16 protein-coding genes are annotated in these 22,984 nt (G+C 78.3%); all 16 read left to right on the top strand.

Annotated features, from left to right (window positions below):
* The first annotated feature begins 7 nt into the window (after positions 1-7).
* The 16 genes from AB0F11_RS17190 to AB0F11_RS17115 all read left to right on the top strand — a co-directional run bounded on the left by AB0F11_RS17190 (position 8) and on the right by AB0F11_RS17115 (position 22,974).
* Positions 8-616, top strand: coding sequence for a phage tail protein (locus AB0F11_RS17190; RefSeq protein ID WP_362173791.1), 609 nt, complete (start codon positions 8-10; stop codon positions 614-616).
* Positions 613-2,061: a hypothetical protein gene (locus tag AB0F11_RS17185; protein ID WP_362173788.1), complete on the top strand. Its 1,449-nt coding sequence runs from the start codon at positions 613-615 to the stop codon at positions 2,059-2,061. Before AB0F11_RS17190 ends, AB0F11_RS17185 begins: the two co-directional genes overlap by 4 nt.
* Positions 2,058-2,246, top strand: a complete 189-nt coding sequence (locus tag AB0F11_RS17180; RefSeq protein ID WP_362173785.1) for a hypothetical protein — start codon at positions 2,058-2,060, stop codon at positions 2,244-2,246. The genes AB0F11_RS17185 and AB0F11_RS17180 overlap by 4 nt, the downstream gene beginning before the upstream one ends.
* Positions 2,239-3,324 carry a contractile injection system protein, VgrG/Pvc8 family gene (locus AB0F11_RS17175; protein WP_362173782.1) on the top strand — a complete coding sequence of 362 codons (1,086 nt, stop codon included), beginning with the start codon at positions 2,239-2,241 and terminating at the stop codon, positions 3,322-3,324. Before AB0F11_RS17180 ends, AB0F11_RS17175 begins: the two co-directional genes overlap by 8 nt.
* The gene (locus AB0F11_RS17170) at positions 3,324-3,989 is read left to right on the top strand and encodes a phage baseplate assembly protein V (protein ID WP_362173779.1); all 666 of its coding nucleotides are present in this window, start codon (positions 3,324-3,326) and stop codon (positions 3,987-3,989) included. Before AB0F11_RS17175 ends, AB0F11_RS17170 begins: the two co-directional genes overlap by 1 nt.
* Positions 3,986-5,551: a hypothetical protein gene (locus AB0F11_RS17165; protein WP_362173776.1), complete on the top strand. Its 1,566-nt coding sequence runs from the start codon at positions 3,986-3,988 to the stop codon at positions 5,549-5,551. Before AB0F11_RS17170 ends, AB0F11_RS17165 begins: the two co-directional genes overlap by 4 nt.
* Positions 5,548-9,360, top strand: a complete 3,813-nt coding sequence (locus AB0F11_RS17160) for a hypothetical protein (protein ID WP_362173773.1) — start codon at positions 5,548-5,550, stop codon at positions 9,358-9,360. Before AB0F11_RS17165 ends, AB0F11_RS17160 begins: the two co-directional genes overlap by 4 nt.
* A 32-nt stretch (positions 9,361-9,392) precedes the next feature.
* Positions 9,393-10,433 carry a hypothetical protein gene (locus AB0F11_RS17155; RefSeq protein ID WP_362173770.1) on the top strand — a complete coding sequence of 347 codons (1,041 nt, stop codon included), beginning with the start codon at positions 9,393-9,395 and terminating at the stop codon, positions 10,431-10,433.
* 45 nt (positions 10,434-10,478) lie between these two features.
* Positions 10,479-10,982: a GPW/gp25 family protein gene (locus AB0F11_RS17150; RefSeq protein WP_362173767.1), complete on the top strand. Its 504-nt coding sequence runs from the start codon at positions 10,479-10,481 to the stop codon at positions 10,980-10,982.
* Positions 10,983-11,000: 18 nt separating this feature from the next.
* A complete protein-coding gene (locus AB0F11_RS17145) occupies positions 11,001-13,181 on the top strand; it encodes a putative baseplate assembly protein (RefSeq protein ID WP_362173764.1) in 2,181 nt (726 codons plus the stop codon).
* Positions 13,181-15,361 carry a phage tail protein gene (locus tag AB0F11_RS17140; RefSeq protein WP_362173761.1) on the top strand — a complete coding sequence of 727 codons (2,181 nt, stop codon included), beginning with the start codon at positions 13,181-13,183 and terminating at the stop codon, positions 15,359-15,361. Before AB0F11_RS17145 ends, AB0F11_RS17140 begins: the two co-directional genes overlap by 1 nt.
* On the top strand, positions 15,358-16,989 hold the full coding sequence (locus AB0F11_RS17135; RefSeq protein WP_362173758.1) for a hypothetical protein: 1,632 nt from the start codon (positions 15,358-15,360) through the stop codon (positions 16,987-16,989). The genes AB0F11_RS17140 and AB0F11_RS17135 overlap by 4 nt, the downstream gene beginning before the upstream one ends.
* Complete coding sequence (locus tag AB0F11_RS17130) at positions 16,982-19,096, top strand: ATP-binding protein (RefSeq protein WP_362173755.1); 2,115 nt, start codon at positions 16,982-16,984, stop codon at positions 19,094-19,096. Before AB0F11_RS17135 ends, AB0F11_RS17130 begins: the two co-directional genes overlap by 8 nt.
* Positions 19,093-20,598, top strand: a complete 1,506-nt coding sequence (locus AB0F11_RS17125) for a hypothetical protein (protein WP_362173752.1) — start codon at positions 19,093-19,095, stop codon at positions 20,596-20,598. Before AB0F11_RS17130 ends, AB0F11_RS17125 begins: the two co-directional genes overlap by 4 nt.
* On the top strand, positions 20,595-22,091 hold the full coding sequence (locus AB0F11_RS17120; RefSeq protein WP_362173749.1) for a hypothetical protein: 1,497 nt from the start codon (positions 20,595-20,597) through the stop codon (positions 22,089-22,091). The genes AB0F11_RS17125 and AB0F11_RS17120 overlap by 4 nt, the downstream gene beginning before the upstream one ends.
* A gap of 70 nt (positions 22,092-22,161) precedes the next feature.
* Positions 22,162-22,974, top strand: coding sequence for a BTAD domain-containing putative transcriptional regulator (locus tag AB0F11_RS17115; RefSeq protein ID WP_362173747.1), 813 nt, complete (start codon positions 22,162-22,164; stop codon positions 22,972-22,974).
* The last annotated feature ends 10 nt before the right edge of the window (positions 22,975-22,984 follow it).

The raw sequence follows: 22,984 nt of genomic DNA, 5'->3' as shown, positions 1-22,984 counted from the left end.
GTGAGCCGTGCCCGGCCGCAGCCCCGAACTCGTCCAGACCTTCCGGTTCCGGATCCGGCTCACCCGCAGCGCCGCCCCGGGCCGCACCGCCCTCCCACCGCCCGCCCTGCCCCGCCCGCTGTCCGAGGCCGCCGCGGCTCCCGGCCCGGCCGCCGCGCGCGGGCCCGCGCCCGCCACGGCCGCGGCCGGCGGCGGCCCCGACCGGCTGGGCGACGGCGGGTTCCAGGAGTGCTCCGGGCTCGGCCTGGAGGCCGACCTGCGCGAGTACGCCGAGGGCGGCGCCAACGACGCCGTCGTACGCCGGGTCGGGCGGGTCAAGCTCCAGCCGATCGTCCTCAAGCGCGGCATGTTCGTCGCCGCCGGCGGCGGGAGCGCCGACACCGCCCTGTGGGACTGGCTGCACGGCATGGTCGCCGACGGGGGGCCCGTGCCCCGCTACGACGGCGACGTGGAGGTGCTCGACGCCGCCGGCGCCCGGGTGGTGGCCCGCTGGACCTTCACCCGCGGACTGCCCTTGAAGATCACCGGGCCGACGCTCAACGGCAGGACGGGGGAGATCGCCGTGGAGGAACTGCACATCGCCCACGAGGGCCTGCGCCTGGAGCGCACCCCGTGACGGCCACCGCCCACGCCACCCTGACCCGGCTGGAGGTCTTCGGCGAGCAGGGCAAGGACAGCACGCCGCTCGTCCGGGAGGCCGGACCGTCCCTCGCCGTGCAGTTCAATCCGACGAGCCTGCGCATCTCCCGTGCCAACAACGTCGACCGGGGCGGGGCGACCACGAAGTCCCAGAAGGTCCAGCACCCCGCGCAGGAGGGCTCGACCCTCACCTTCGACCTGGAATTCGACACCGCCGAACAGCGCGGCAGCAGTGGCCACGTCGACGTCCGCCGCTGGACCGCCCTCGTACGGCAGTTCGTCGAGCCGCCCCCGCAGAAGGCCTCCGACCCGCCGCCGCCCGTCCGCTTCGTGTGGGGGACGCTGCGCTACAACGGCATCGTCACCCAGGTCACCGAGGAGCTCGACCACTTCGCGCCCGACGGCACCCCGCTGCGGGCCAAGGTCTCCGTGGTGATCGTCGAGCAGAACTTCGCCTACCAGGCGCACGCCGAGGGTCCCGGTGCCCGGGACAGCCGGGCCGCCGCCGAGGCCGGCGACCAGGGCGCCGGAGCCGCGCCCGGCACGGCCGGGACGAACCGGCCCCGGCAGGTGGTCCAGGCCCGGGACGGGGAGTCCGCCCAGCAGCTGCTGGCCCGGCTCGGGCGCGACCCGGCCGCCTGGCGCGGCGCGATGACCGGGCTCGACAGCCCGCTGACCCTGGCGGCCGGGGCCTCCGTCCGGCTGGGCGCGGAGGTCGAGGCGGGCTTCTCCGGAGCGGCCGCGGCTGCGGCCGGCCCGGCGGCGGGCTTCGCGGCGGGCGCGGCGGTGACCTCCGCCGCCGCACTGGCCGCCGCCCTGGGCACGTCGGCCCCGGGGGCCACGGGAGTTGCGCGAGCTGCGGGCGGCACCGGCCCGGGCGGCACCGGCCGAGGCGGCCCCAGCGTCTCCGGCGCGGGCGCCCCGGGTACGTCCGGCCCGGCCGGTACGGGACCCCGGGCCGAACCGGATCCGGCCCGGGCGGGGTTCGTGCTCAGCGCCGGCGGCGGCATCGGCGCCGCGGCCGACGCGGTGGCCGCGGCCGCGGTGGACCTCGCCACCGCCCGCGCGCGCCAGGCCTTCGAGGTCCCCCCGGCGCCGCCCGCCCCACCCATACCTGGGCCTGCCGCACCCGGATACGCCCCGCCCACCGCCCCCGACCCCCGCGCCACCACGTACGGCAGCGGCATCCCGCTGCGCTCGCGCGCCGACCCCGCCACCCTCGCCGAGGTCCGGGCCGGCGGCGCCCGCAGCCTCGCCGACCGGGCCCGCCGCGAGGAGGTCCCCGCCCCCGACCCGCTCGCCCCGCCGTGGGAGCGGCTGCCGCCCGACCCGCCCGGCGGGGCCGCCGCCGACTGCGGGCAACGCGGCCGTGACGCAGGCCCCACCACCCTGGGGTGGACACCGCGAGGAGGCCCGCCGTGAGCGTGTACATCGGAGAGCTGCACACCGAAGTGGTCCCCGCGGGCAGCGGCGGCCCGCCCGCCCCCGCACCCGCCCTCGGCAGCGGGGCCGCAGGCAGGTGGGCGGCGGCCGAGCAGCACCGGGAGGCCTGCGAGCGGGCCGCCTGGCTCGCCGCGCGCACCGCCGCGGAGGGCTTCGATGACTGATGCCGCGGTCGCGGCCGTCTCGCCCGTCTTCGAGGTCGGCGGGGCCCTCGTGAAGGACCTCGCCCGTGACTGCGTACGCCTGGAGGTGGCCGAGGGCGTCGAGGGACTGCGCACCCTGCGCGCGCACTTCCTCGCCGTCGGCCCCGGCGCCAAGGGCCCGCAGGACCGGCTGCTGCACCTCGACGGGTCCACGGTCGGCCTGGGCAGCGCCCTCAAGGCGGCCCTCGGTCCGCCCACGGGCCAGCGCTACGTCTTCGAAGGCGTGGTCTCCGGCATCGAGCTCGTCCTCGGCGACGGCGAACCGCCGCTGGTCCTCGTCCACGCCGAGGACGCGCTGATGCGGTTGCGGATGACCCGCCGCATGCGCACCTACCACGACGTCACGGACGCGGACGTGGCCCGCGAGATCGCCCGCGAGCACGGCCTCGACGCCGACGCGGACGTCCCCGGCCCGCGCTACGACGTCGTCCAGCAGCTCAACCAGAGCGACCTCGCCTTCCTGCGCGAACGGGCCCGCCTCGTCCAGGCCGAGCTGTGGGCCGGCGGCCGGACCCTGCACTTCCGGCCCCGCGGCAGCCGCACCGCCGCCGTACAGACCCTGGTCTTCGGCAACCAGCTGATGTCGGTGCGGCTCGCCGCCGACCTCGCGCACCAGCGCAGCGAGGTCGTGGTCACCGGGTACGACGCCGAGCGGCGCGAGCCCATAGACGAGCGGGCCGGCCCCGAGGTCGTCGAGGCCGAGACGGCCGGCGGCCGCACCGGCGCCCGGCTGCTGGCCCGCGCCCTCGGCCCCGCGACCAGCCTGCGCGTACGCGAGGCCGCCCTGACCACCGAGGAGGCCGGCAGCTGGGCCCGCGCGGAAATGCTGCGCCGCGGACGCCGGTTCGTCACCGTCGCCGGCACCACCAACGGCAGCCCCGACCTGGTCGTCGGGGGCCGGCTCACCCTCCGCTCGGTCGGCGCCCCCTTCGAGGGCGAGGGCTACCACGTCACCCGGATCCGGCACACCTTCGACCCCGACCACGGCTTCCGCACCCGCTTCGACGCCGAACGCCCCGGCCTCAACGAGGGGGTGTGATGTCCCTGCCCGCCCCCGCGGACGGCTCCGCACCCGGATACTTCGGTGTCTACCCGGCGTTCGTCACCGACATCGTCGACACCAAGCGGCTCGGCCGGATCGAGGTCCGCTTCCCCTGGCTCGGCCGCGACGGCGACCGCGACGTGCGCGCCTGGGCCACGCTCTGCTCCCCGTACGCCGACGACCGGCAGGGCCTGCTGGCGCTGCCCGAGGTCGGCAGTCAGGTCGTCGTTGCCTTCGAGGCGGGCAACCCGCGCCGCCCGTACGTCATCGGCGCCGCCTGGAACGGGCGTACGGAGCTGCCGCACGAGCCGGAGGCGGCCAACGACATCCGCCAGCTGCGGTCCCGGGCCGGCAGCCGGCTGGAGTTCGACGACACGGCCGGCGCGGCCAGGGTGCGGATCACCATGGCCTCCGGGCACGAGGTCGTCCTCGACGACGCCGCCCGGCAGGTGACGATCCGGCACAGCGGCGGCTGCGTCGTCCGGCTGACCCCCACCGCCGTACAGGTCGAGGCGAACGCCGCCGTCGAGGTCAAGGCGCCCACGGTGACCGTGAACTCCCCGCTGTCCACCTTCACCGGCCTGGTGAAGTGCGCGACGCTCGTCGCCGACCAGACGGTGATCTCCCCGGCCTACACCCCCGGCGCCGGGAACCTCTGGTGAACGCCGGTACGGGGCGGGGTACGGGCGCCGGTACGGGTGCCGCCGACCACGGGTTCCGGATCCTCGCCCCCTGGTACGTGTGCGAGCGCGGGAGGTTCGACCGCTTCGCGCCCGCGGCGCTGACCCCGGCGCTGCAGAAGTACGCCTCGGCCGAGTTCGTCCACGCCCTGGTCGCCGACCCCCGCGCCTCGCTGGCCTTCGACCCGGTCGAGGACGTGTGGTCCTGCCCGCTGCCCGTACCGCCGGAGCAGCGCGGGCCCGGCCGGGCCCGCTTCGCCACCCACCGGCTCTACCGCACCAAGCTGCGCAAGCTCTACCAGCCCAGCCACGAACGCTTCTACGCCGTCGTGGTCGAGCTCTTCTGCGACCGGCCCGGATGGCCGCGGCCGCAGTCCGCCGAGGGGCTGGAGGTCGGGTTCGTGATGCGCCGGCGCCGGGTGGACATCGACTGCCCGCCCAAGGTGCTGCGCCGGCTCGCCCTGCGGCTGACGACCGGCCTGCTCGCCGGCGTTGACGCCGGGCCGTCCCTGTCGGAGGCCCGGGACCTGCTCTGGGCCGACCTCGCCCACCGCAGGGCCTTCGAGGCCGAGAACCGCGACCTCCTCGACCAGGTCGCCGTGGCCACCGAGACCCAGGCCTGGATGGTCGGGCCGGCCGGCGGCCAGTGGCGCAAGGTCGGCGACCCGCCGCCCGCGGGCCGCCCCGCGGACCGGGAGCAGGAACTGCCGATGTGGCGGCTGCCGGCCCGCTCAGGGGACTGCACCCAGGGGCCGCCGCCACCGGAGCGCTCCCTGTGGTTCGGGGTGGTGCCGACCTCCTCCGGCGACCACGACGACCGGGGCGCCCCCAAGCTCGACGACCAGTCCGTCTACGAACTGCACTGCTTCGTGCGCCGCGCCCCGGCCCCCGGCCACGAGCACTGCCCGCCGCAGGTCTCCTGGAGCGAGTCCGGCGAGCCCTTCCGGCTCGCCCCGTTCTACGACCCCGAGGGCACCAGGAACCGCAGGACCTCCATCACCCTGCCCGACCTGCGGGCCCTCGCCGCCCGGGCCGGAGAACCGCCCGGCCCCGGCGGGGTCGCGATCACCAGCCCGCCCGGCTCGCAGCTGTCCTTCGACCCGGGCGGCGGCACGCCCAGCGGCGGCTCGGTGACCGGCAGGACGCCCCGGATCTGCACCTTCGCCCTCGAGATCTTCATGATCGTGGCGTTCTTCCTGTTCTCCATGTTCCTGCCGATCGTGGTGTTCCTGTTCCAGCTGTGGTGGCTGCTCGCCCTGCGCTTCTGCCTGCCGCCGTCCGCCACCGCGATGGCCACGCTGAAGGCCCACTTCGACGCCGGACTCACGCTCGCCGACATGGGCGCCGCCGAACGGGAGGCCTTCGACGGGCTGCTCGGCGCCCAGGGGGCCACCGCCCGGCTCCAGGCCGGCGAGGGCGGCTTCCGCGACGAGGACGGCAAGGACCTCTTCGAGGCCGTGACCCCGCCCGACCCCGCGCCCGTACCGGTGCCGCCGCAGCCGCTGCCGCCGGTGGACGACCCGCTGTGCGGGAGCGGGGGGTGAACGGGCGGGCCGTCCCCGTCCCGGCGCCCGCACCCGCGCCCCGGGCGGCGGCGAAGGCACCTGCCCCCGCGCCCGCCGCCGTTCCGCGGGCGGCCTCCACGCGGCTGGCGGACGAACTGGCCCGCGTCCTCATGGCCCCCGCCGCCGCCGAGGTGCGGTCCGCGCGCGAGGCCGCCGCACCGCCGGGGGTACGGACGCACCACCGCGGGAGGCCCGGCGGCGAGGCCGCCGCACACCGCGGCGACGGCCGGCAACCGGGCCCGCAGGGCGGCGGCGTACGGGCCGAGGAGGCGCCCGCGGAGAAGGCGGGGGCGGAGTCCGCCGGGCCGGGGTCCGCCGAGCACTCCGGTCCCGGCGAGCACCCCGACGACCTCGTCACCCTGGAGCTCGCCGAACACGAGCGGTGGGCCGCCTCCTTCGGAGGCCTCGGAACGGCCGGGACGGACGCCAGGGCGCAGTACCTGCTCGACATGGCCGGCCAGGGCGCCGCGGCCGGCGCGGCCGGCGGCGCCGTGACGGGCTTCGCGATGAGCGCGATCGGTGCGGCCGTGGGGCAGATCGCCGCCCGGCGGCTCGCCACGCTGGCCGTGTCCCGGGGGCTGTCGGCGACGCCCGTCCCGGGGCTGGGACCGGCGATCGGCGGCCTCATGGCCATCGGGGGACTCCTCGCGCGCGACTGGAGCGAGACCGGGCGCACCGTCGGCCGGATCGGCACCGGGACCGGCTACGAGCGGCTCGCCAACGACCTCGAAGGCCTGGCCGAACTGCTGGACGTGGCCACGGCGCTGATGGACGTCGTGGGCGGCGTCCTCGGCGGCATCGCGGTGGGCATGTGGGTCGGGGCGGTGGTGTCCGGCGGAACCCTGGCCCCGCTCGCCCTGACCCTCTCGGCGGTGGCGACGGCCATGGGCCTCGCCACGACGGCCGTCGGCCTGATCACCAACGCGACCGTCCGGCCGGTCGTGACCGCGCTGCGCGCCCTGCACGCCTTCGAGTCCCGGGCCGACCCCGCGGGGATCGAGGAGCAGGGCCGCGAACTGTCCGCGGCGGCGAGCCAGGTCACCGGAGCGGTGGCGGGCGCCCTGGCCACGAAGGCGGGTGCGCGGCTCGGCACGGCGGGCGGCGACCGCCTGGACCGCGGCATCACCCGGCTCCAACAGCGCGCCACGGGCGGTGACCCCGCCCCTTCCGTCACCTCCTCCGGCGGCCCCCGCCTCCACGCGGAAATGCCGGAGGCCCCCCTACCGGCCCCGGCACCCCACACGGACCCGGCTCCCACCCCGGCCACGACGCCCCACGCCGACCCGGCCACGACCTCGGGCACGTCGAGCCACGCCGACCCGGGCACGGGCACGACGGTCCACGCCGACCCGGCCGCGGACACGGGCACGGCGGTCCACGTCGACCCGGCCGCCGGTGCGGCGGACACCGGCTCGGGGGCCCCTGCCGGGTCCGGTGCGGCGGGACAGGCGGGCCCCGGCGCCGCGGCGCGGCCCGCCGCGTACGGGCCGGCGCCCGTGCACGATCCCGCCGACTTCGGTGACCTCGGCCCGCTGCTGCGGAGCCTGGAAGAGGATCCCGTCGTACGGGCGCGGCTCACCGACGAGCGGCCCGAGCCGGCCCGGCGGGCCGACCCCTGGGGGCCCGACGGGGCCCGCGCGTATGCCGACCGGCAGGCCGCGGCCCATCGGGAGGTCACCGGGATGACCGGTGATGCCGTGCAGGCCGGGCACACCGCGGCCGCACGCCACGCGGCCGAGTCGGGGATCCGGGAGGCGGACTGGGACACGCAGCGGATGCAGCCCCTGCACAGCCGCCGCGACCCCGACCTGGCCGTCACCGTCACGCACCAGGACGGCCGCCAGAGCACCAACACCCGCCACCGCGCGCAGGAGCGGCTGATCGACGCGGCCGTCGGCCATTCCCGGGCCGCCGCCGAGGACGGCAGGCTCAGCCCCCGAAGCCAGCTCGACGCCGCCGACCTGGTGGCCTGGCAGGCGGAGAACGTGCCGCTCGCCCAGGACAACGTCGAGCTGCTGCGCTCCGGCGGCCACGCCCCGCCGGAGCGCGGGGCCCCGGTCGACCCCGCCACCGGCCGCGTCATCCCCCACAAGGCTCCGGCTCCCGCGTCCCCCGCAGGGGCCGGGCCCACGTCCACCGCGCCCGCGCCCCCGGCGTCCGGGTACCCCGACCACACCGCCACCCTCCCGCCCACCCAGGACCGCGCCGCGGCGATGGCTCAGTACCGGGCGCAGGTACAGGCGGACCCGGCCCGCGAGTCGGGGGTCTGGCTGGACTCCACCGGCCACTACCACGTCATGCAGGGCGGCCCGGGCTCCGTCAACCCGCCCACCGGGGTGTCCGGTCCGCTGCAGCTCGTCTACCACAGCCACCCCACCACCCCCGATCCGGCGATGCGGCTCCTCAACAGCCGCCCCTCGCAGGCCGGCGGGGACTTCGCCGTCCTCCAGTACCAGCACGGCGAGGGGCCGAAGGGCGCCCGGACGGTCTCGGAGCTGCACTTCCCGGTCCACGCGCAGGACGGCAGCCACAGCGGCTACGGGGCCACGCAGTTCGCGTACGACCCCACCCACCCGCTGCCGCTCCACGTCCGCACCACCACCCCGGGCGGCCGCACCTCCTCAGTCCGCTACCGGGACTTCGCCGACTACCAGCGCCGCGCCCGCGTTGGGGCCGGCGGTGCCACACCGGCGGAGCGGGCGGCGGCCTTCGCGCACAGCGAGGAACGGCTGCGCACCGACCGGGCCGAGGCGGCCGCGGCCGTCGAGGGGACCGTACGCGGGCTGCGCCCGGCGCCCGGGCTGCTCGGCGTACGCGAGGGCCGCGAGCAGGGGCGGCAGCAGGGCGACCGCGCAGCGGCCGGCAGCGCCGAGCCGACCCGCACCGGGCCCGCGTACACGGCCCGTGCGGCCGGCCTGCGGCCCGGCGAGTCCGTGGAGGTCCCGGTCAACCCGGCCTACGCGGCCCCGCCCGGCACCCGGGCCGAACTGGCGGCCCTGCGCGAACGGATCGCCCTCACCCGGCAGGCCCAGGCCGAACTCGCCCGGACCGAGGGCCGGATGGCGGGCCAGGCGGCCGTCCAGCGGGGCCAGGACGACCGACTCGACCGGGCGGGCGGGATGTCGCAGCACCTCGTCGAGGGCGGCCGGGCGCAGGCGGCCGCCACGGGGACGACCCGGTCGGCGAACCGGGAGCAGCAGTCGACGGCCGAGGGCGCCGTCGACCGGTTGGGCCGCTCGGCGCAGCAGGCCGGCGCGGTCGCCGCCCTCGTGGGCAGCCTGCGGGCCTTCCAGGGGCTGGCGCACCTGTTCGGCCATCTGCCGGGCAGTCTCGGCGACAGCGCCCGCGGGGCGCGCGCCGACTCGGCGCGCCTGATCGCCGCGCTGGGGCGGGTCACCGAAACGGACGCCGCCCGGCACTCGATGGAGGCCGGCCGGTCGGACCTCCGGGCGGACGAGACCCGCATCGGCACCGTCGAACAGTCCAACCGGCAGACCGCCGGCGAGCTCGACCGGGGCCGCCGCCAGGTCGACGAGCTGCGGGCGCGCAACCAGGAACGCCTCGGCGAGACGGAAGCGACCGGCCTGCAGGCCCGCCAGGAGCGGCGCGCGGCCGCCGGCGACGAGGTGCGGACCCGGGCCGCGCACGACGACCTGCTCGTCCGGATGCAGGCCTGGGCGGCGGAGCACCGGGCCGCCCGCGAACGGGCCGTCGCGTCGGCCCGCGCCCGGCTCACGGCGCAGGGCTACCGGGTGCGGGACACCCGGGACGCGCGGGAGACACGGTAGATGCGAGAACCCGGAAAGACACGGGAGAGCCGATGACGACGATGCCCGAGCCGCCCTCGGCAACCGCCGCCGCCCGGCAGCAGGTTGCGGACCTGCGCGGCGGCGACCCGGCCGGACTTGCCGAGGCCCTGGAGCAGTTGGCCACGGCAGCCATGGACGAAGGGGACCTGGGCGCGGCGGCGGCCGCCCTGGAGGAGGCCGCCGGGCTGTGGGAGCGGACGCGGGAGGCCGAGCGCCAGGGGTTCTGCCTGCTGCTGGCCGCGACCGCCCAGCGGCTGCGCGGCGACCTCGGGGCGGCCCGGCACAACCTGGAGCGGGCGGCGGCCGCGGACCTGCCGGAGGCCGTCCGCCGCGCCTTCGGCATGGAACGGGCCGAACAGGCCCTGGCGGCCGGCGATGCGCAGGCCGCGTACGAGGGCTTCGGCGCGGCCCTCGAAGCCCTCGACGCCGCCGCCCCGGAAGCCCCGGGCGCCGCTGCCCCGGACGCCCTGGTCCGGGCCCGGATCCTGCAGCGCCGGGCCGCCGCCGCGCTCGCCGCGCAGCGGTGGTACGACGCGGCAGGCGACCTGATGGACGCCGAGGAGCTGCTCTTCGCGCACGGCGCCCACGACGAGGCGGAGGCGGCCGCGCTGGGCGCCGCGCTGGCCGTCGCCCACGTCGCACCGGACACCGCGGAGCGCGTATGGGAGGCGGCCACGGCCCCGGCCCCGCGCGACGGTGCGGCCGCAGCCCGGCGGGCCGTCGCAGGCGGCCGGATCGCCCTGCACGCCGACGATCCGGCCCGGGCGCTGCGGCGGTTCGACGAGGGCCGCCGGGCCGCCCTGGACGCGGCCGACCCGATCGCCTACCTGGCCGCCGTCCAGGAGGCCGTGGGCGCGGCCGAACTGCTCGGCGACGACGCCACCGCGTACGCCCGCCTCGCGACGGCCTGGGCCACCCTCGGCGACCTCCTCGGCCGGGAGCTCGGCCGCCACCTGGTGCGGCCGCTGCTGGACGGGCTGCGCGAACGCCTCGGCCCCCGGCGCTTCGCGGCCGCCCGGACGGCGTACGAGGCACGGGCCGACGGCGCGTGAACCGGCGCGACGCCACGGTGACGGCCGACCCGGAGGATCGGAGCCATGAGCGTGAGCACAGGGACGAACGGGGCCGGCGGCCGGGCGGCCCTGTCCGAGGCCGACGCCTGGTCCGGGACCGGGATCCGCTTCCCGCTGCGCCCGCAGGGCGACCCCGGCGGCGCAGGCGCCCCGTACGACCCCGGCGCCGCAGGCGGGCCCCCGGGCGAACCCCGCCCCGGCGCCCGCCTCGGCTGGGTGTCGGGCGCGGAGGCCATCCGCCAGTCCGTCGAGACCCTCCTCGACACCGAGCCCGGCGAGCGCGTCATGCGCCCCACCTTCGGCTGCGGCCTGCGCCGCCACCTCATGGCCCCCAACACCGCCGCCACCCGGGCCGCGATCGCCGCCGAGATCGGCGAGGCGCTCACCGCCTGGGAGCCCCGGATCCGGGTCACCGAGGTCTCCGTGACCGCGGGGGAGGAGCCGGCCCTGGTGTGGATCGACATCGCCTACGTACGGCTGCTGGACCTGCGGGCCGACAACCTCGTCTACCCCTTCTACCTGCGATAGGGGCCGGGTGACGACCGCATGCCGCTGATCGGGCCCATCCTCGACGACCGCACCTTCGCCCAGCTCCGCGACGAACTCGTCAAACGGATCCCGGTCTACGCCCCCGAATGGACCGACCACAACGCCGGCGATCCCGGCATCGCCCTGCTCGAACTCTTCGCCCACCTCGGCGAGTCGCTGCTCTTCCGCTTCAACCAGATCCCCGACGCCACCAAGGCCGCCTTCCTCCGGCTGCTCGGCGTACGCCCCCGCCCCGCCCTCACCGCCCGCACCCTCCTCGTCCTGGACACCGACCGCCCCGAGGGCGTACAGGTGCTGCCCGGCACCGAGGCCCGTGCCGGCGCCGTCTTCTTCGAAACCGGCCACGAGACCGTCGCCTGGCCGCTGGAGACCCTCGCCGCCGGCAAGACCCCCGTCGCCCCCGCCCCGCCCGGGAGCACCGAGGCCCGCCGCCGCGAGAACATCGTCCAGGCCCTCCCCAAGGCCGACCGCGACCGCATCGCCGCCGGCGCCCCGCTCTCCTTCCACGTCACCACCCGGGTCCCCGCCGACCCGCTCGACCCCGAGCAGCCGCCCCTCGACGTCAGCACCACCCTCGACCAGAGCCTGTGGATCGCCCTGCTCGCCAAGAAGACCACCGACCCCCGCCGACTGCCCGGCCAGACCCTCTTCCTCGGGATCGTCCCGGACGAGGAACTGCCCCGCCCCTACGACCTGCGCGCCCGCGACCCCCACGACCCGACCCGGGTGCGCGCCGGCGAACTCCTCACCGCACCGCCCGGCTTCCTGTGGGAGCTGTGGAACGGCCCCGCCGCCCGTACCCCGTTCACCCCGCTCGCCGTGCTCGGCGACACCACCCGCGGGCTCACCACCGCCGGCGTGGTCAGCGTCGCCCTGCCCGCCGCCCTGCCCGACCCGCCCCCCGCCCGGCCGCCCGTCGGCGGCGGCCTCGACCGGCCGCCGCCGCTCGACGACGACGCGACCGCCGCCCGCGTCCTGGCCTGGCTGCGCGTACGCCGCCCCGCCGGCGAGAACGACGCCATCCACCGCATCCGCTGGGTCGGCGTCAATGCGGTCGGCGCCGTCCAGGCCCGCACCGCGGCCCCCGAACTCCTCGGCACCGGCACCGGCGACGCCGGACAGGCCTACCGCCTCACCCAACGCCCCGTCCTCGCCGGCAGCGTCCGCCTCGAAGTGGAGGAGGCCGACGGCTGGCGGCCCTGGACCGAGGCCGAGGACTTCGCCGCCGACGGCCCCTTCGACCGGCACTACACCCTCGACGCCGACGCCGGAATCGTCCGCTTCGCCGGCCGCGGCCGCCTCCCGCAGATCGGCGAGCGCATCCGCGTCCTGTCCTACCGCCACGGCGGCGGCTCCGCCGGCAACGTCCCGGCGGGCGCCGTCACCGCCCTGACCGGGGTCTCCGGCGTCAAGGCCGCGAACCCGCTCCCCGCGGCCGGCGGCGCCGACCCGGCCTCCCTCGCCGACGCCCTCGACGCCCTGCCCGCCGAGGTGCACCGCCGCGACCGGGCCGTCACCGCCGACGACTACCGCGCCCTGGCCCTCGAAGTCCCCGGCGTACGGCGCGCCGAGGCCCTGCCGCTGCTCCACCCCGACACCCCGGCCGTGCCCGCCGCCGGCGTCGTCAGCGTGCTCGTCTTCCCCGCCGAGGACCTGCGCGACCCGGGCGCCCCGCTGCCCGACCTCGCGCTGCTGCGGCAGGTGGCCGCGTACCTCGTGCCGCGGCGGCCGGTCACCGCCGAGCTGTACGTCATCCCGCCCACCTACGTCGACATCGCCGTCTCCGTCGGGATCCGGACCCGCGAGGGCTACCAGCCCGACGCCGTGCGCCGCTGGACCGAGCTGATCCTGCGCCAGTACCTCGCCCCGCTCCCGCCGTACGGGCCCGAGGGCGCGGGCTGGCCGCTCGGCCGGGCCGTGCGGCGCGCCGAGCTCGAAGCCGTCGCCGTACAGGTCGAGGGGCTGGAGTACCTGGAGGGCGAACTCCTGCTCGCCCGGCGCTCCGGCGAGGGCTGGACCCCGCTGCCGCTCGTCCCGCTCGAAGCGTGGGAAGTGCCCCGCCTGACCGCGATCACCGTCGTCACCGGCAGCCCGCTGCCCGTCGGCTCCGGATACGGCTCCCCGCCACCGCCCCCCGGCGACCCCGTGGTCGTCCCGCTCCCCGCGGAGGTGTGCTGATGCACGGCGACCGCACGACCGCCCTGCTCGCCGACCCCGACCAGTGGCTGCGCTGCCGCCACGAGTCCACCGCCCTGCTCGACGGCGGCGGCGTCCAACTCGCCTGGGAGCCGGAGCCGGAGCCGGAGCCGGAGGCCGACGGCGAGGGCCGGGCCGGCGGCGGAGCCGGAGCCACAGCCGCCGGCCCCGGTCCCGCCGGGCTGGCCTTCGACCGCTGGGGCCGGGCCTACCGCTCCCACCCCCGCGCCGGCCGCGTCGACGTCCTCCCGCCCGGCGGCGCGAGCGCCCCGGCCGCCGGGCCGCCGCGTCCCGGCACCCTGTGTGTTCCGCGCGGCCTCGCCGTCGACGCGGGACAGCGGCTCCACATCGCCGAATCCGGCGCCGCCTGCGTCCACGTCGTCGACCTGTGGGGCGAGCGGCTGCTGCGGCGCGTCCCCGTCCGCACCCCGGCCCGCCCCCACCGCCGGCCCCTCGACGTCACCGCCCACTGCGGCGCGGTCGCCGTCCTCGTCACCCGGCCCGCCGCAATCCTCCTGCTCCAGGGCCGCCGCGGCCCCCTGCGCGGCCCCGCCCTGCACCGTCCGCCCGGCGCCGAGGACCTGCGCCCCACCCGCATCGCCGACCATGCCGGCCTGCTCCACGTGCTGTGGACCGGGCCCGCCGGCGGCCGCGCCGTCGTCGCCCGGGCCGACGGCACCCGTCCGCTCGCCGTCGACGGAGCCACCGACCTCGACCTCACCCCTGACGGCGCCCTCGTGGTCGCCCGCGGCCCCGGCCGCCCCTTCCGCCGCTTCCGCCCCGACGGCACCTCCTGGTCCGAGATCGAACCCCTGCGCGCCCCCGGCTACGACGGCGGCGCCCTCACCGTCGACCCCGACGGCCGCATCGCCTTCACCACCGCAGACGGCACCGGCCGTACCGCCGGCCCCGCCGCCCGCTACACCCCCGCCGGCACCGTCCTGTGCTACCGGCTCGACGCCGGCGAGTACCGCACCCGCTGGGGCCGGCTCTTCCTCGACGCCTGCATCCCGCCCGGCACCGAGGTCAACGCCGCCTTCCTGACCGACGACGAGGACACCGTCCCCGACCCGCTGCCCTGGCAGCCGCCCGTCCGCGGCCCGCGCACCGTACGCCGCCCCGACCTCACCCCGCCCCTGCCCTCCGCCGCCGCCCGGGCCGCCCGCCTCCCCGCCCCCGCCCCGCTGTTCCGCCGGCCCACCGGACGCGAACTGCCCTGGACGCAGATCGATCCCGACGACGGCTTCGCGACGTACGAGGTCCCCGTCCAGGCCCCGCCCGGCCGCTACCTGTGGATCGTGCTCCGCCTCACCGGCACCCTCCGCCTCACCCCGCGCATACGGGCCCTGCGCGTGGAACGGCCCGGGCACCGGCTGTCCGCCGCCCTGCCCCGCGCCTGGAGCCGGGACGAGGCCGACGCCGCCTTCCTGCAGCGCTTCCTCGCCCCCGCCGAAGGCCTCCTGCACGAACTGGACTCCCGCGCCGCCCTGCGCACCCTGCTCCTCGACCCCCGGACCACGCCGCAGGAGGCCCTCGGCTGGCTCGCCGGGCTCCTCGGCCTGGCCCTGGACCGACGCTGGCCCGTGCCCGCCCGCCGCGCCCTGGTCGCCCAGGCGTACGACCTCTTCCGCATCCGCGGCACCGCGGCCTGCCTCGAACGCATCCTGCGGCTCTACCTGCCCGTGCCCGTGGCCGTGGTCGAGCACTGGCGGCTGCGCGGACTCGGCGGAGCCGTCCTCGGCACCGCACCCGGCGGGCCCGGCGCCCCCGCCGTCGGCGGCGCCGCCCGCACCTCCGGGGCGCTCGGCCGGTTCACCGTCGGCGGCACCCGGCCCGGCGAGGACGGCTACACCGCCACCGCGCACCGGTTCAGCGTGCTGATCCCCGCCGCACCCAGCCCCGGCCAACTCGACGTCGTCCGCGCCATCGTGGAGGCCCACAAGCCGGCCCACACCCGCGTCGACATCTGCCCGCTGGGCGCCGGCATGCGCATCGGCCGCACCCTGCACCTCGGACTGACCTCCGTGGTCGGACCCGGCGCGGCCTGGGTCCCGGCCGTCGTCGGCCACACCGCGGTGGGCGCGGACGGGATCGTCGGCGTGCCCGCGGCCGGCTCCCGCGTCGGCGAGAGCACCATTGCCGGGGCGGTGCGCGTCGGATGACCACCCCCACGGCCCCCACCGCAGCCCCCACCGCGGCGCCCGTCCTCGTCGTCGGCCGGCTCTCGGCCACCCTGCGCCACGCGCCCGGCCGCCCGCCGCCCGCCCCGGACCCGCTGCGCGGCCCCCTGCTCCACGCCCTCGGCGGCCGGCTGGAGTCGGCACTGCGCGGCCTCGCCCTGCCGCCCGGCCGCTGGTGCCTGGCCCGGCTCGACCTGACCCTGCCCTTGGAACTGGACCGCCCCGACCGGGCCCTGGCCGACGACTGGTCGCGCGCCGTCGCCGCCGCGATCGAGCGCACCGTACGCGAGAGCTCCGCGGGCGGGGGCGGCTCCGCCACGGCCGTCCACTACCGCCACGACGCCGACCTGCTCGCCGACGCGGTCACCGGCCTCGCCACCGGGCGCCTCGAACGGCTGTGGGCCTGGCGGCAGACCGGCCTGCTGCACCCCGAGGACCCCGCGCCGCAGACCTCTCCCGGCGACGCCGCCCTGGCCGTCCTGGGCCGCCACCCGCAGCAGGCCGCCGCGGCCGTCGTACGCGCCGCCGATCAGTGCGGGGCCGCCGCCCTGGACCGGGCCTGGGGCCGCCACGGCTGGCAGCGCCTCGCCGCCCTCGCCGCCGCCGGGGGCGGGACCGACGCACTGCCCCGTCCCGCTGACCTGGCACCGCCCGCCCCGGCCACCCGGGCGCGGGCCCGCGCCCTGCTCGCCGGCTCACGGCTCGCCGCCCTGCTGCGGGACAGCCGGCTGCGCCCCGCCGAGGAGACCGCCGCGGCCTGGGCCGTCCTGGTCCTCGCCGAAACCGATCCCGCCGCCCTGCACCGGCCCGGGCTGCGCCGCCTGCTCACCGAGGCCCTGCACGCGCCGGACCGCCCCGGACCCCCGCCGCCGGCCGCCGCCGGACAGGGCCCGGCGGGGGAGGCCCCGGAGCGGCCCGGCGACCCGGGTCCCGCCCCGCCCGGGTCCCGCCCCGCCGCGGACGACGCCGCCGGCGGCGCTCCCGCCGAGGGGCCCGCCGTACGCACCCCCCACCTCCCAACGCCCGAACACCCCGGCCCCGGCCCCGGCCCCGCACCCGAGCCCCTGTCGACCGCCACCCCGGCGGAGGGCGCCCCGACCGACTGGGCCGGCCTGCTGTTCCTCCTCGCGACCGCGGCCGAGGCCGGGCTCCCGGACCGGGCCCTGGACGATGCGGCCCTCGCCGCACGGCCGCTGCCCTGGGTCCTGCACGCCACCGCCCGGACCCTCGTGCCCGCCGCCGGCCCCGACGACCCGGCCCTCCTCGCCCTGGCGGGCCTCACCCCGGCCCGCACCGCCCCGCTGCTGTCCGCCGCCCCGCCCACCCCGCGGGAACGGCCCCGCCTCGACGCCCTCGCCGAAGCCTGGGCACAGGCCACGGCCGCCCGTCTGGCCGGCCCGGCCGACGCGACCGGGGCCGACGCGGTCGACCCGTACCGCGCCGTCGCCGCCCTGGCCCGGCGGCGGGGCGGGATCCTGGCCGAGCCCGGGTGGATCGAGGTGGTGCTGGCGGGTGCGGACGCCGACGTGGCGGTGCGACGGGCCGGGCTCGACCTCGACCCGGGGTGGGTCGGCTGGCTCGGGGCGGTCGTGAGGTTCCGGTATGTCTGAGCGCATCAGCCTCGCCCTGTCGGCCCGCGCCGCCGCCGTGGCCGTGCGGGTCGCCGACCTGCTGGACTCCCTGTGCAGCGAGGAGGCGGGCGCCGAACCCGCCGCCTTCCTGCGCGACTGGGCCGCGAGCGCCGTACGCCTGGCCCGGCCCGGCCCCGGGGGCCCGCCGCCGTCCGTCACCCCGCTCGACCGGCTGGTGCGCCGCTACGGGCTCGGCGTCCTGGAGACCGAACTCGTCCTGTTCGCCGGGCTCCCCGAGGAGCACGAGGGACTCGCCCGCACGTTCCGCACCATGAGCCCCACCGGCGCCCCGCACCCCAGCGTCGGCCTCGCCGCCCTGCTGGCCGAGCGCGGTGGCGTACGGGCTCCGGCCGCGGACCGGGCCGCGCTGCGCCGACTGCTCCACGAGGGCCCGGCCGTACGGTCCGGCGTGCTCGTGCTCACCGGCGAAGGCCCCTTCCACGAGCGCTCCCTGACCCTCGCCGACCAGCTGTGGGAGGCCCTGCACGGCTGCCCCGCCCGCCCGGCCGCCCTGGAGGAGGCCGACCCGGGCCCGCCCGTACCCGGACTCGACGGCTGGATCGCCCTGCCCGAGAGCGCCCGGGCCGTGGCCGCCCTGCGCTCCCGCGAGCCCCGCGTCCTGCTGGTCGGCGCCCGCGACGAGACCGTCGGCCTCAGCCGCTGCACGGCCCTGGCCGACGCCGCCGGGCTCGGCCTGTTCGCCGCCCGGGCCCGCCCCGACGACCCCCGCGCCCTGGCCCTGCTCGGGGTGCACGCCGCCGTCCGCGGCGCGGTCCCGCTGTTGGTGGTGCCCGCCCCACCGCCCGGCGCGGCCGCCCCGGCCACCCCCGCGGCCGGCCGCGTCCCCGGCCCGCTCCTGGTCTGCGCCCCGCCCGGCGCCGTACGCCCCGGCCCGCAGCGGCCGGTCCTGACCGTGCCCGTCGGCCCGGTCGGGGTGGCGGACCGGCGCCTGGCCTGGCGGGCCGCCCTGCCCGAAGCCCCCGACCAGGCCCCCGAACTGGCGGCCCGTCACCCCCTGGACCCGGCCCTGACCGCGCAGGTCGCCCTCGACGTGCGCAGCCGCGCCGCCCTGGCCCCCGCCGGCGGGCCGGACGGCGGTGCGGTGCCCGACGTCTCCGGGGCCATCCGGGCCCGGGCCGGCGCCCTGCTGCCGCCGGGCGTGGACCTGGTGGGCCCGCAGGCCCGCTGGCCGCGCCTGGTCCTGGCCCCGGAGGCGGACGGCCAGCTCCGCGACGCGGTGGCCCGGCTGCGCCACCAGGCGCTGGTCCTGGACGACTGGCGGCTGCGGGAGGCCGCCCGGGCTGCCCGCGGCGTACGGCTGCTGCTGACCGGGCCGCCCGGCACCGGCAAGTCGCTGGCCGCGGAGGTCCTCGCGACCGAGGCGGGCCGGGACCTGCTCGTGGTCGACGGCTCCGAGCTGGTGTCGAAGTACATCGGCGAGACGGAGAAGAACCTCGCCGCCTGCTTCGAGGCGGCCGAGCGCACCCAGGCGGTGTTCCTGCTGGACGAGGCCGACGCCCTGTTCGGCACCCGTACGGAGATCTCCGAGGCGAACGACCGGTTCGCGAACATGGAGACCGCCTACCTGCTCCAGCGGCTGGACCGCTTCGACGGGCTGGCCGTCCTGACCACCAACCTGCGGCAGAACATCGACGCGGCGTTCATCCGCCGCATGGACTTCGTCGTGGAGTTCGCGCTGCCCGAGGAGGCGGGCCGGCACCGGATGTGGGACCTGCACCTGCCCCGCGCGGTGCGCCACCCCGACGTGGACGCGGCGGCCCTGGCCCGGTGCTACCCCGTGCCCGGCGGCTGGATCCGCAACGCCGCGATCGGGGCGGCGTTCCGGGCGGCGGACGAGGCGGGCCCGGTCCGCCAGCGCCACCTGGTCGACGCGATGCGCCGCGAGTACGGCAAGGCGGGCCGGCCCTTCCCGGGGGAGCCACCCGCGACGGGCGGCCCCGGCGCGGACGGCCGGGCCGCCCGGGCCCTGGCCGCGGCGCAGGCCCCGGGCTCCGCGGCGCCGGCGACCACACCGTCCGCCGCCCCCTTCGCGATCGACAGGCGTACCCGGAAGGAGACCCCATGACGGCGCTCGGCACCGGCGGGCCCGGCGGCACCACTCCGTGCGGCTGCGGCTGCGGCGGCGCGCCCGCCCCGGACCTGCCCACCGGCCCCACCAGCCCCACCGGCCCCTGCGACGGCGGCCCGTGCGGTGCGGAGGAACTGCCCGCGCACCCGTTCCTCGCGCTGCGGGTGGCGTTCGGCATGCTGCTCGGCGAGGACGACTTCCGCGTACTGATGGGCAATCCGCGCGGCAAGCTGATGCTCCACCAGGCCTGGCAGCACGGCCCCGGCGTGGTCTGGGGCCTCGGGCTCGCCCGGACCGGCGACGAGCTCGCCGTACTGCCCGGGCTCGCCGTGGACGGCCTCGGCCGCGAGGTGAACCTGGAGGCCCGGTGGTGCCTGTCCCTGGCCCGCTGGGCGAAGGACTGGGCCGAGGAACACCCCCCGGACGCCACTGCACGGCCGGCCCCCCGCACGGGCGCGGGCGCCGGCACGGGCGCGGCGGCGTCCGCGGACGCGGAGCCCGCCCCGCCGCTGCGCCGCACCGCCGAGGCCTGGATCACCGCCGAGTTCGCCTCCTGCCCCGACCGGCCGGTCCCCGCCCTGGCCGACCCGTGCGACGTGACCCGCCGTCACGACGACTGGTCCCGCCACGTCGAGACCGCCCGGATCACCCTGCAGGCCCGGCCCCCCGAACCCTGGCGCCCGTACCACCGCGTACGGGTCCTGCTCGGCCTGGAGGAGGCCGCCGAGGGCGATCCCGCCGGCCGGGAGGCCCTGGCGGAGGCCGCCGCGGTCGCCCGGGAGCCCGCCCACCTGCGGGCCCCGGCCCTGCTCGCCGCGTTCCGCCGGCTCGCCGCCCGGGACGCCACCGCGCAGGCCCCGCAGTGTGCCGAGGGCGACGCCTGCCCGCCGCGCGCGCCCGTACCGGAGGAGCGGGGCGCCGTCCTCCTCGCCCGCCTGACCGTCGAACTCACCGAGTACGACGGCTGCGTACGGGTCGAGGATGTCCGCGTCGACCCCGACGTCCGCACCGCCCTCCTGCCCACCACCACCCTCCAGGAGCTGGTCTGCGGCCTGGCCCCCGGCCTCGTCGGCGTCGCTGCCGAGACCGACGCGGGAGGCCCGCGCCTCATCCGCGACTCCCTCGCCTGGAGCCGCGAGCACACCGTGCTGACCTTCGAGGTCACCGCCCCGCTCGCCCCCGGCTGCGCCGAACCGGAAGGCGTGGAGATCACCTCGCTCTCCGACGGCGGGCGCGGCTGGGCCACCGACGAGGTCGCCCAGATCGGCATCTCCGCCGACGGCCGCCGGGTCAGGGTCGACCTCGACCAGCGGCCCGCCCACGAGACCGTACGCATCCGCATCCGCGGCACCGGCCCCAAACCCCTGTACGGCAGCGCCCCGCGCGCCCCCTTCGCGGGCCCGGTCGGCGGCCCGCCGGGCACCCTCGACGAGGGCCACGACGCCGTCGTCACCGTCCATCTGCCGCGGCCGGCGGCCCCCGGGAGGACCGACGCATGACGACCACCGAAGGAACCGCCGCGGCGGCCGCGAGCCCCGCGACCGCGGCACCTGCCGCCACCGCCGCACCGCCGTCGGCGACCGCCGACGGCGGGATCGACCGGCTGAACGCCTTCGACGGCCTCTTCCTGCGCGCCGAACACCTCACCCGCATCCAGGACTACGCCCGCGAACTCGCCCTGGCCGTGGGAGCCGCGGCCGGCCCCGGCGTGGCCGAGGGCTACGAGGTCAGCGTCCAGGCCGGCACGCTGCGGGTCGGCGCGGGCCTGGCCGTCTCCGCCGCGGGCCGCCCGCTGCGCTCCGAACGCCTGGTCACCCTGCCCCTCGCCGGCCTCACCCCCGGCCCGGACGGGTTCTGGTGGGTCGAGGCCGTGCCCGCCACCAGGGACTACGGCGAGGCCCCGGTCCAGGGCAGTTACTGCGACGACCCCTGCTCCGGGACCGCCGCGACCCGGCACCCGTACACCGCGGAGGGGGTGCGGATCCGGCTGACGGAGGACAGCGAGCGCGGCCTGGACGGCCAACTCCCGGCCGCCCGCCGCAACTACCTCGCCTCGCGGATCTTCCGGGCCGAGCGCACCGAGCACTCCGCCTGGCCGTACGGCACCCCAGGCGACGGCACCGGCACCGCCTCGGGCAGCGCCCCCGCCCTCCCGGCGAACTGGGACCCGCCGCCCGTGGGCCCGAGCCGCGCCCAGGGCGTCCGCCTCGCCGTGCTGCTGCGCGTCCCCGGCACGGCCGACACCTTCGAGGTGGACACCTGGACCGCCCGCCGCGACCGCGGCGCGCCCCCGCCCTACCGGTACTGGCAGTCACGGCTCGGCATGCGCCCCTGGGACGTCTTCACCGCCCAGATCCTCCAGTTCCAGACCCAGCTGGCGCAGGTGCTCGCCGCGCAGGAGGCGCCCCGCAGCGATCTGGGGCCGCTGCTGGAGCAGCTCGCCCTCCTCGGCGGGCCGCAGTTCCTGAAGTCCCACACCAAGGACCAGCTGGGCCGCGAGGTGGCCCGGATCGTCGCGGACCTCGGCGAGGGCGCCCTGATCACCCCGGCCGCGCCGCAGGGCCCGTACTCCCTGGCGGACCTGGGCCTGGTGGAGCTCCCGCCGGCCGGCTACCTGCCGCTGCCGCCGGCCCCGCAGGAGGACCGGCGCAGCCCGCAGGACGGGCCGCGCAGCCCGCTGGACCGGGTCCGGACCCTGCTCGGCCCGTACGCGGACCTGACCTACTGCCGGTGCGGCCTGGCGGACGTCGCCGGCGCCGTCGAGGAGGCCCGCAACCGGGACCGGATCAGGCTGGACCGGCCCGCCGCCGTGGACGTCCTGCTGCCCGTCGACGACGCGGGCGAACAGGCCGCCGACTGGGTCGCGTTCGTCCGCAGCAGGCGCCGCTCCTGCCACAGCCCGGGCAGCGCCGCCCGGACGTCCACGGCAACGGACACGGAACCGCACACGGAAGCGAAGGCGGAAGCGGACGCGGGAGAGGGTGAACTGTAGCACTCGGTGACTGATCGGTGACGCATTGCGCATAGAGTGAGCGGTCGGACTTCTCTGAGGAGGACCGCCTATGAACCAGCAGTTCCTCGAGTCGCCGGTCCGGGTTCCCGGGCCGGGTGCGGGTGAGGGTGAGGGTGAGGCGCCGACCCTCCATCTCCTCGGCGGCCCGCGCGTCGTCCACCGGGGGAGATGGCTGGACGTCCCGGAGGGAGGCAAGCGGCTGCTCGCGTTCGTCGCGCTGAACGGCGGCCGCGTCGAACGGCGGCACGCCGCGGGCACGCTGTGGCCCTCCGGAGACGATCTGAGGGCGGCCGGGAACCTGCGGTCCGCACTGTGGCGGCTGAAGGCCGCCGGCATCGACCTGCTCGACTCCGACAAGTGCTCGCTCGCCGTCCGCGAGCACACGGTGGTCGACCTGTACGTGCTGTACGGCTGGGCCGGCCGGCTCATCAACGGCACCGCCACCACCCAGGACCTCTCGGCGCTGAAGTGGCGCGCCGACGCCCTGGACCTGCTGCCCGGCTGGTACGACGACTGGGTGCTGCTGGAGCGCGAGCGGGTCCGCCAGCGCCTGCTGCACGCCCTGGAAGCCCTCAGCCGCGAACTGGCGCGCGTCGGACGGTACGCCGAGGCGGTGGAGTCCGCGCTCGTCGCGGTCAGCGCCGAGCCGCTGCGCGAGAGCGCCCAGCGGGCCCTGATCCGGGCCCACTTGGCAGAAGGGAACCTCATCGAGGCCATGCGCACCTACGACACCTACCGCGACCTCGTCAAACGGGAGCTCGGCGTGGAGCCGGGCCGTGAACTCTCATCCCTCATACGCGACTTCTGCCGCACCGCAACCCGGTCCCGCGAGGTCCTCGCCGCCCGGGTGCGACACGCCTGATCCCGGGCCA

This window comes from Streptomyces sp. NPDC032472 (assembly GCF_040636955.1).
In the GTDB taxonomy this organism is placed as follows: domain Bacteria; phylum Actinomycetota; class Actinomycetes; order Streptomycetales; family Streptomycetaceae; genus Streptomyces.
Note: the sequence above shows the minus strand (reverse complement) of the source record. Positions and strands in the feature narration are given on the sequence as shown.

Excerpts from the sequence above, each read along its gene's own strand:
- AB0F11_RS17140 (WP_362173761.1), top strand. The coding sequence starts at position 13,181 with ATGCACGGCGACCGCACGACCGCCCTGCTCGCCGACCCCGACCAGTGG.
- AB0F11_RS17115 (WP_362173747.1), top strand. The coding sequence starts at position 22,162 with ATGAACCAGCAGTTCCTCGAGTCGCCGGTCCGGGTTCCCGGGCCGGGT.
- AB0F11_RS17130 (WP_362173755.1), top strand. The coding sequence starts at position 16,982 with ATGTCTGAGCGCATCAGCCTCGCCCTGTCGGCCCGCGCCGCCGCCGTG.
- AB0F11_RS17155 (WP_362173770.1), top strand. The coding sequence starts at position 9,393 with ATGACGACGATGCCCGAGCCGCCCTCGGCAACCGCCGCCGCCCGGCAG.
- AB0F11_RS17170 (WP_362173779.1), top strand. The coding sequence starts at position 3,324 with ATGTCCCTGCCCGCCCCCGCGGACGGCTCCGCACCCGGATACTTCGGT.
- AB0F11_RS17175 (WP_362173782.1), top strand. The coding sequence starts at position 2,239 with ATGACTGATGCCGCGGTCGCGGCCGTCTCGCCCGTCTTCGAGGTCGGC.
- AB0F11_RS17120 (WP_362173749.1), top strand. The coding sequence starts at position 20,595 with ATGACGACCACCGAAGGAACCGCCGCGGCGGCCGCGAGCCCCGCGACC.
- AB0F11_RS17145 (WP_362173764.1), top strand. The coding sequence starts at position 11,001 with ATGCCGCTGATCGGGCCCATCCTCGACGACCGCACCTTCGCCCAGCTC.
- AB0F11_RS17150 (WP_362173767.1), top strand. The coding sequence starts at position 10,479 with ATGAGCGTGAGCACAGGGACGAACGGGGCCGGCGGCCGGGCGGCCCTG.
- AB0F11_RS17135 (WP_362173758.1), top strand. The coding sequence starts at position 15,358 with ATGACCACCCCCACGGCCCCCACCGCAGCCCCCACCGCGGCGCCCGTC.
- AB0F11_RS17125 (WP_362173752.1), top strand. The coding sequence starts at position 19,093 with ATGACGGCGCTCGGCACCGGCGGGCCCGGCGGCACCACTCCGTGCGGC.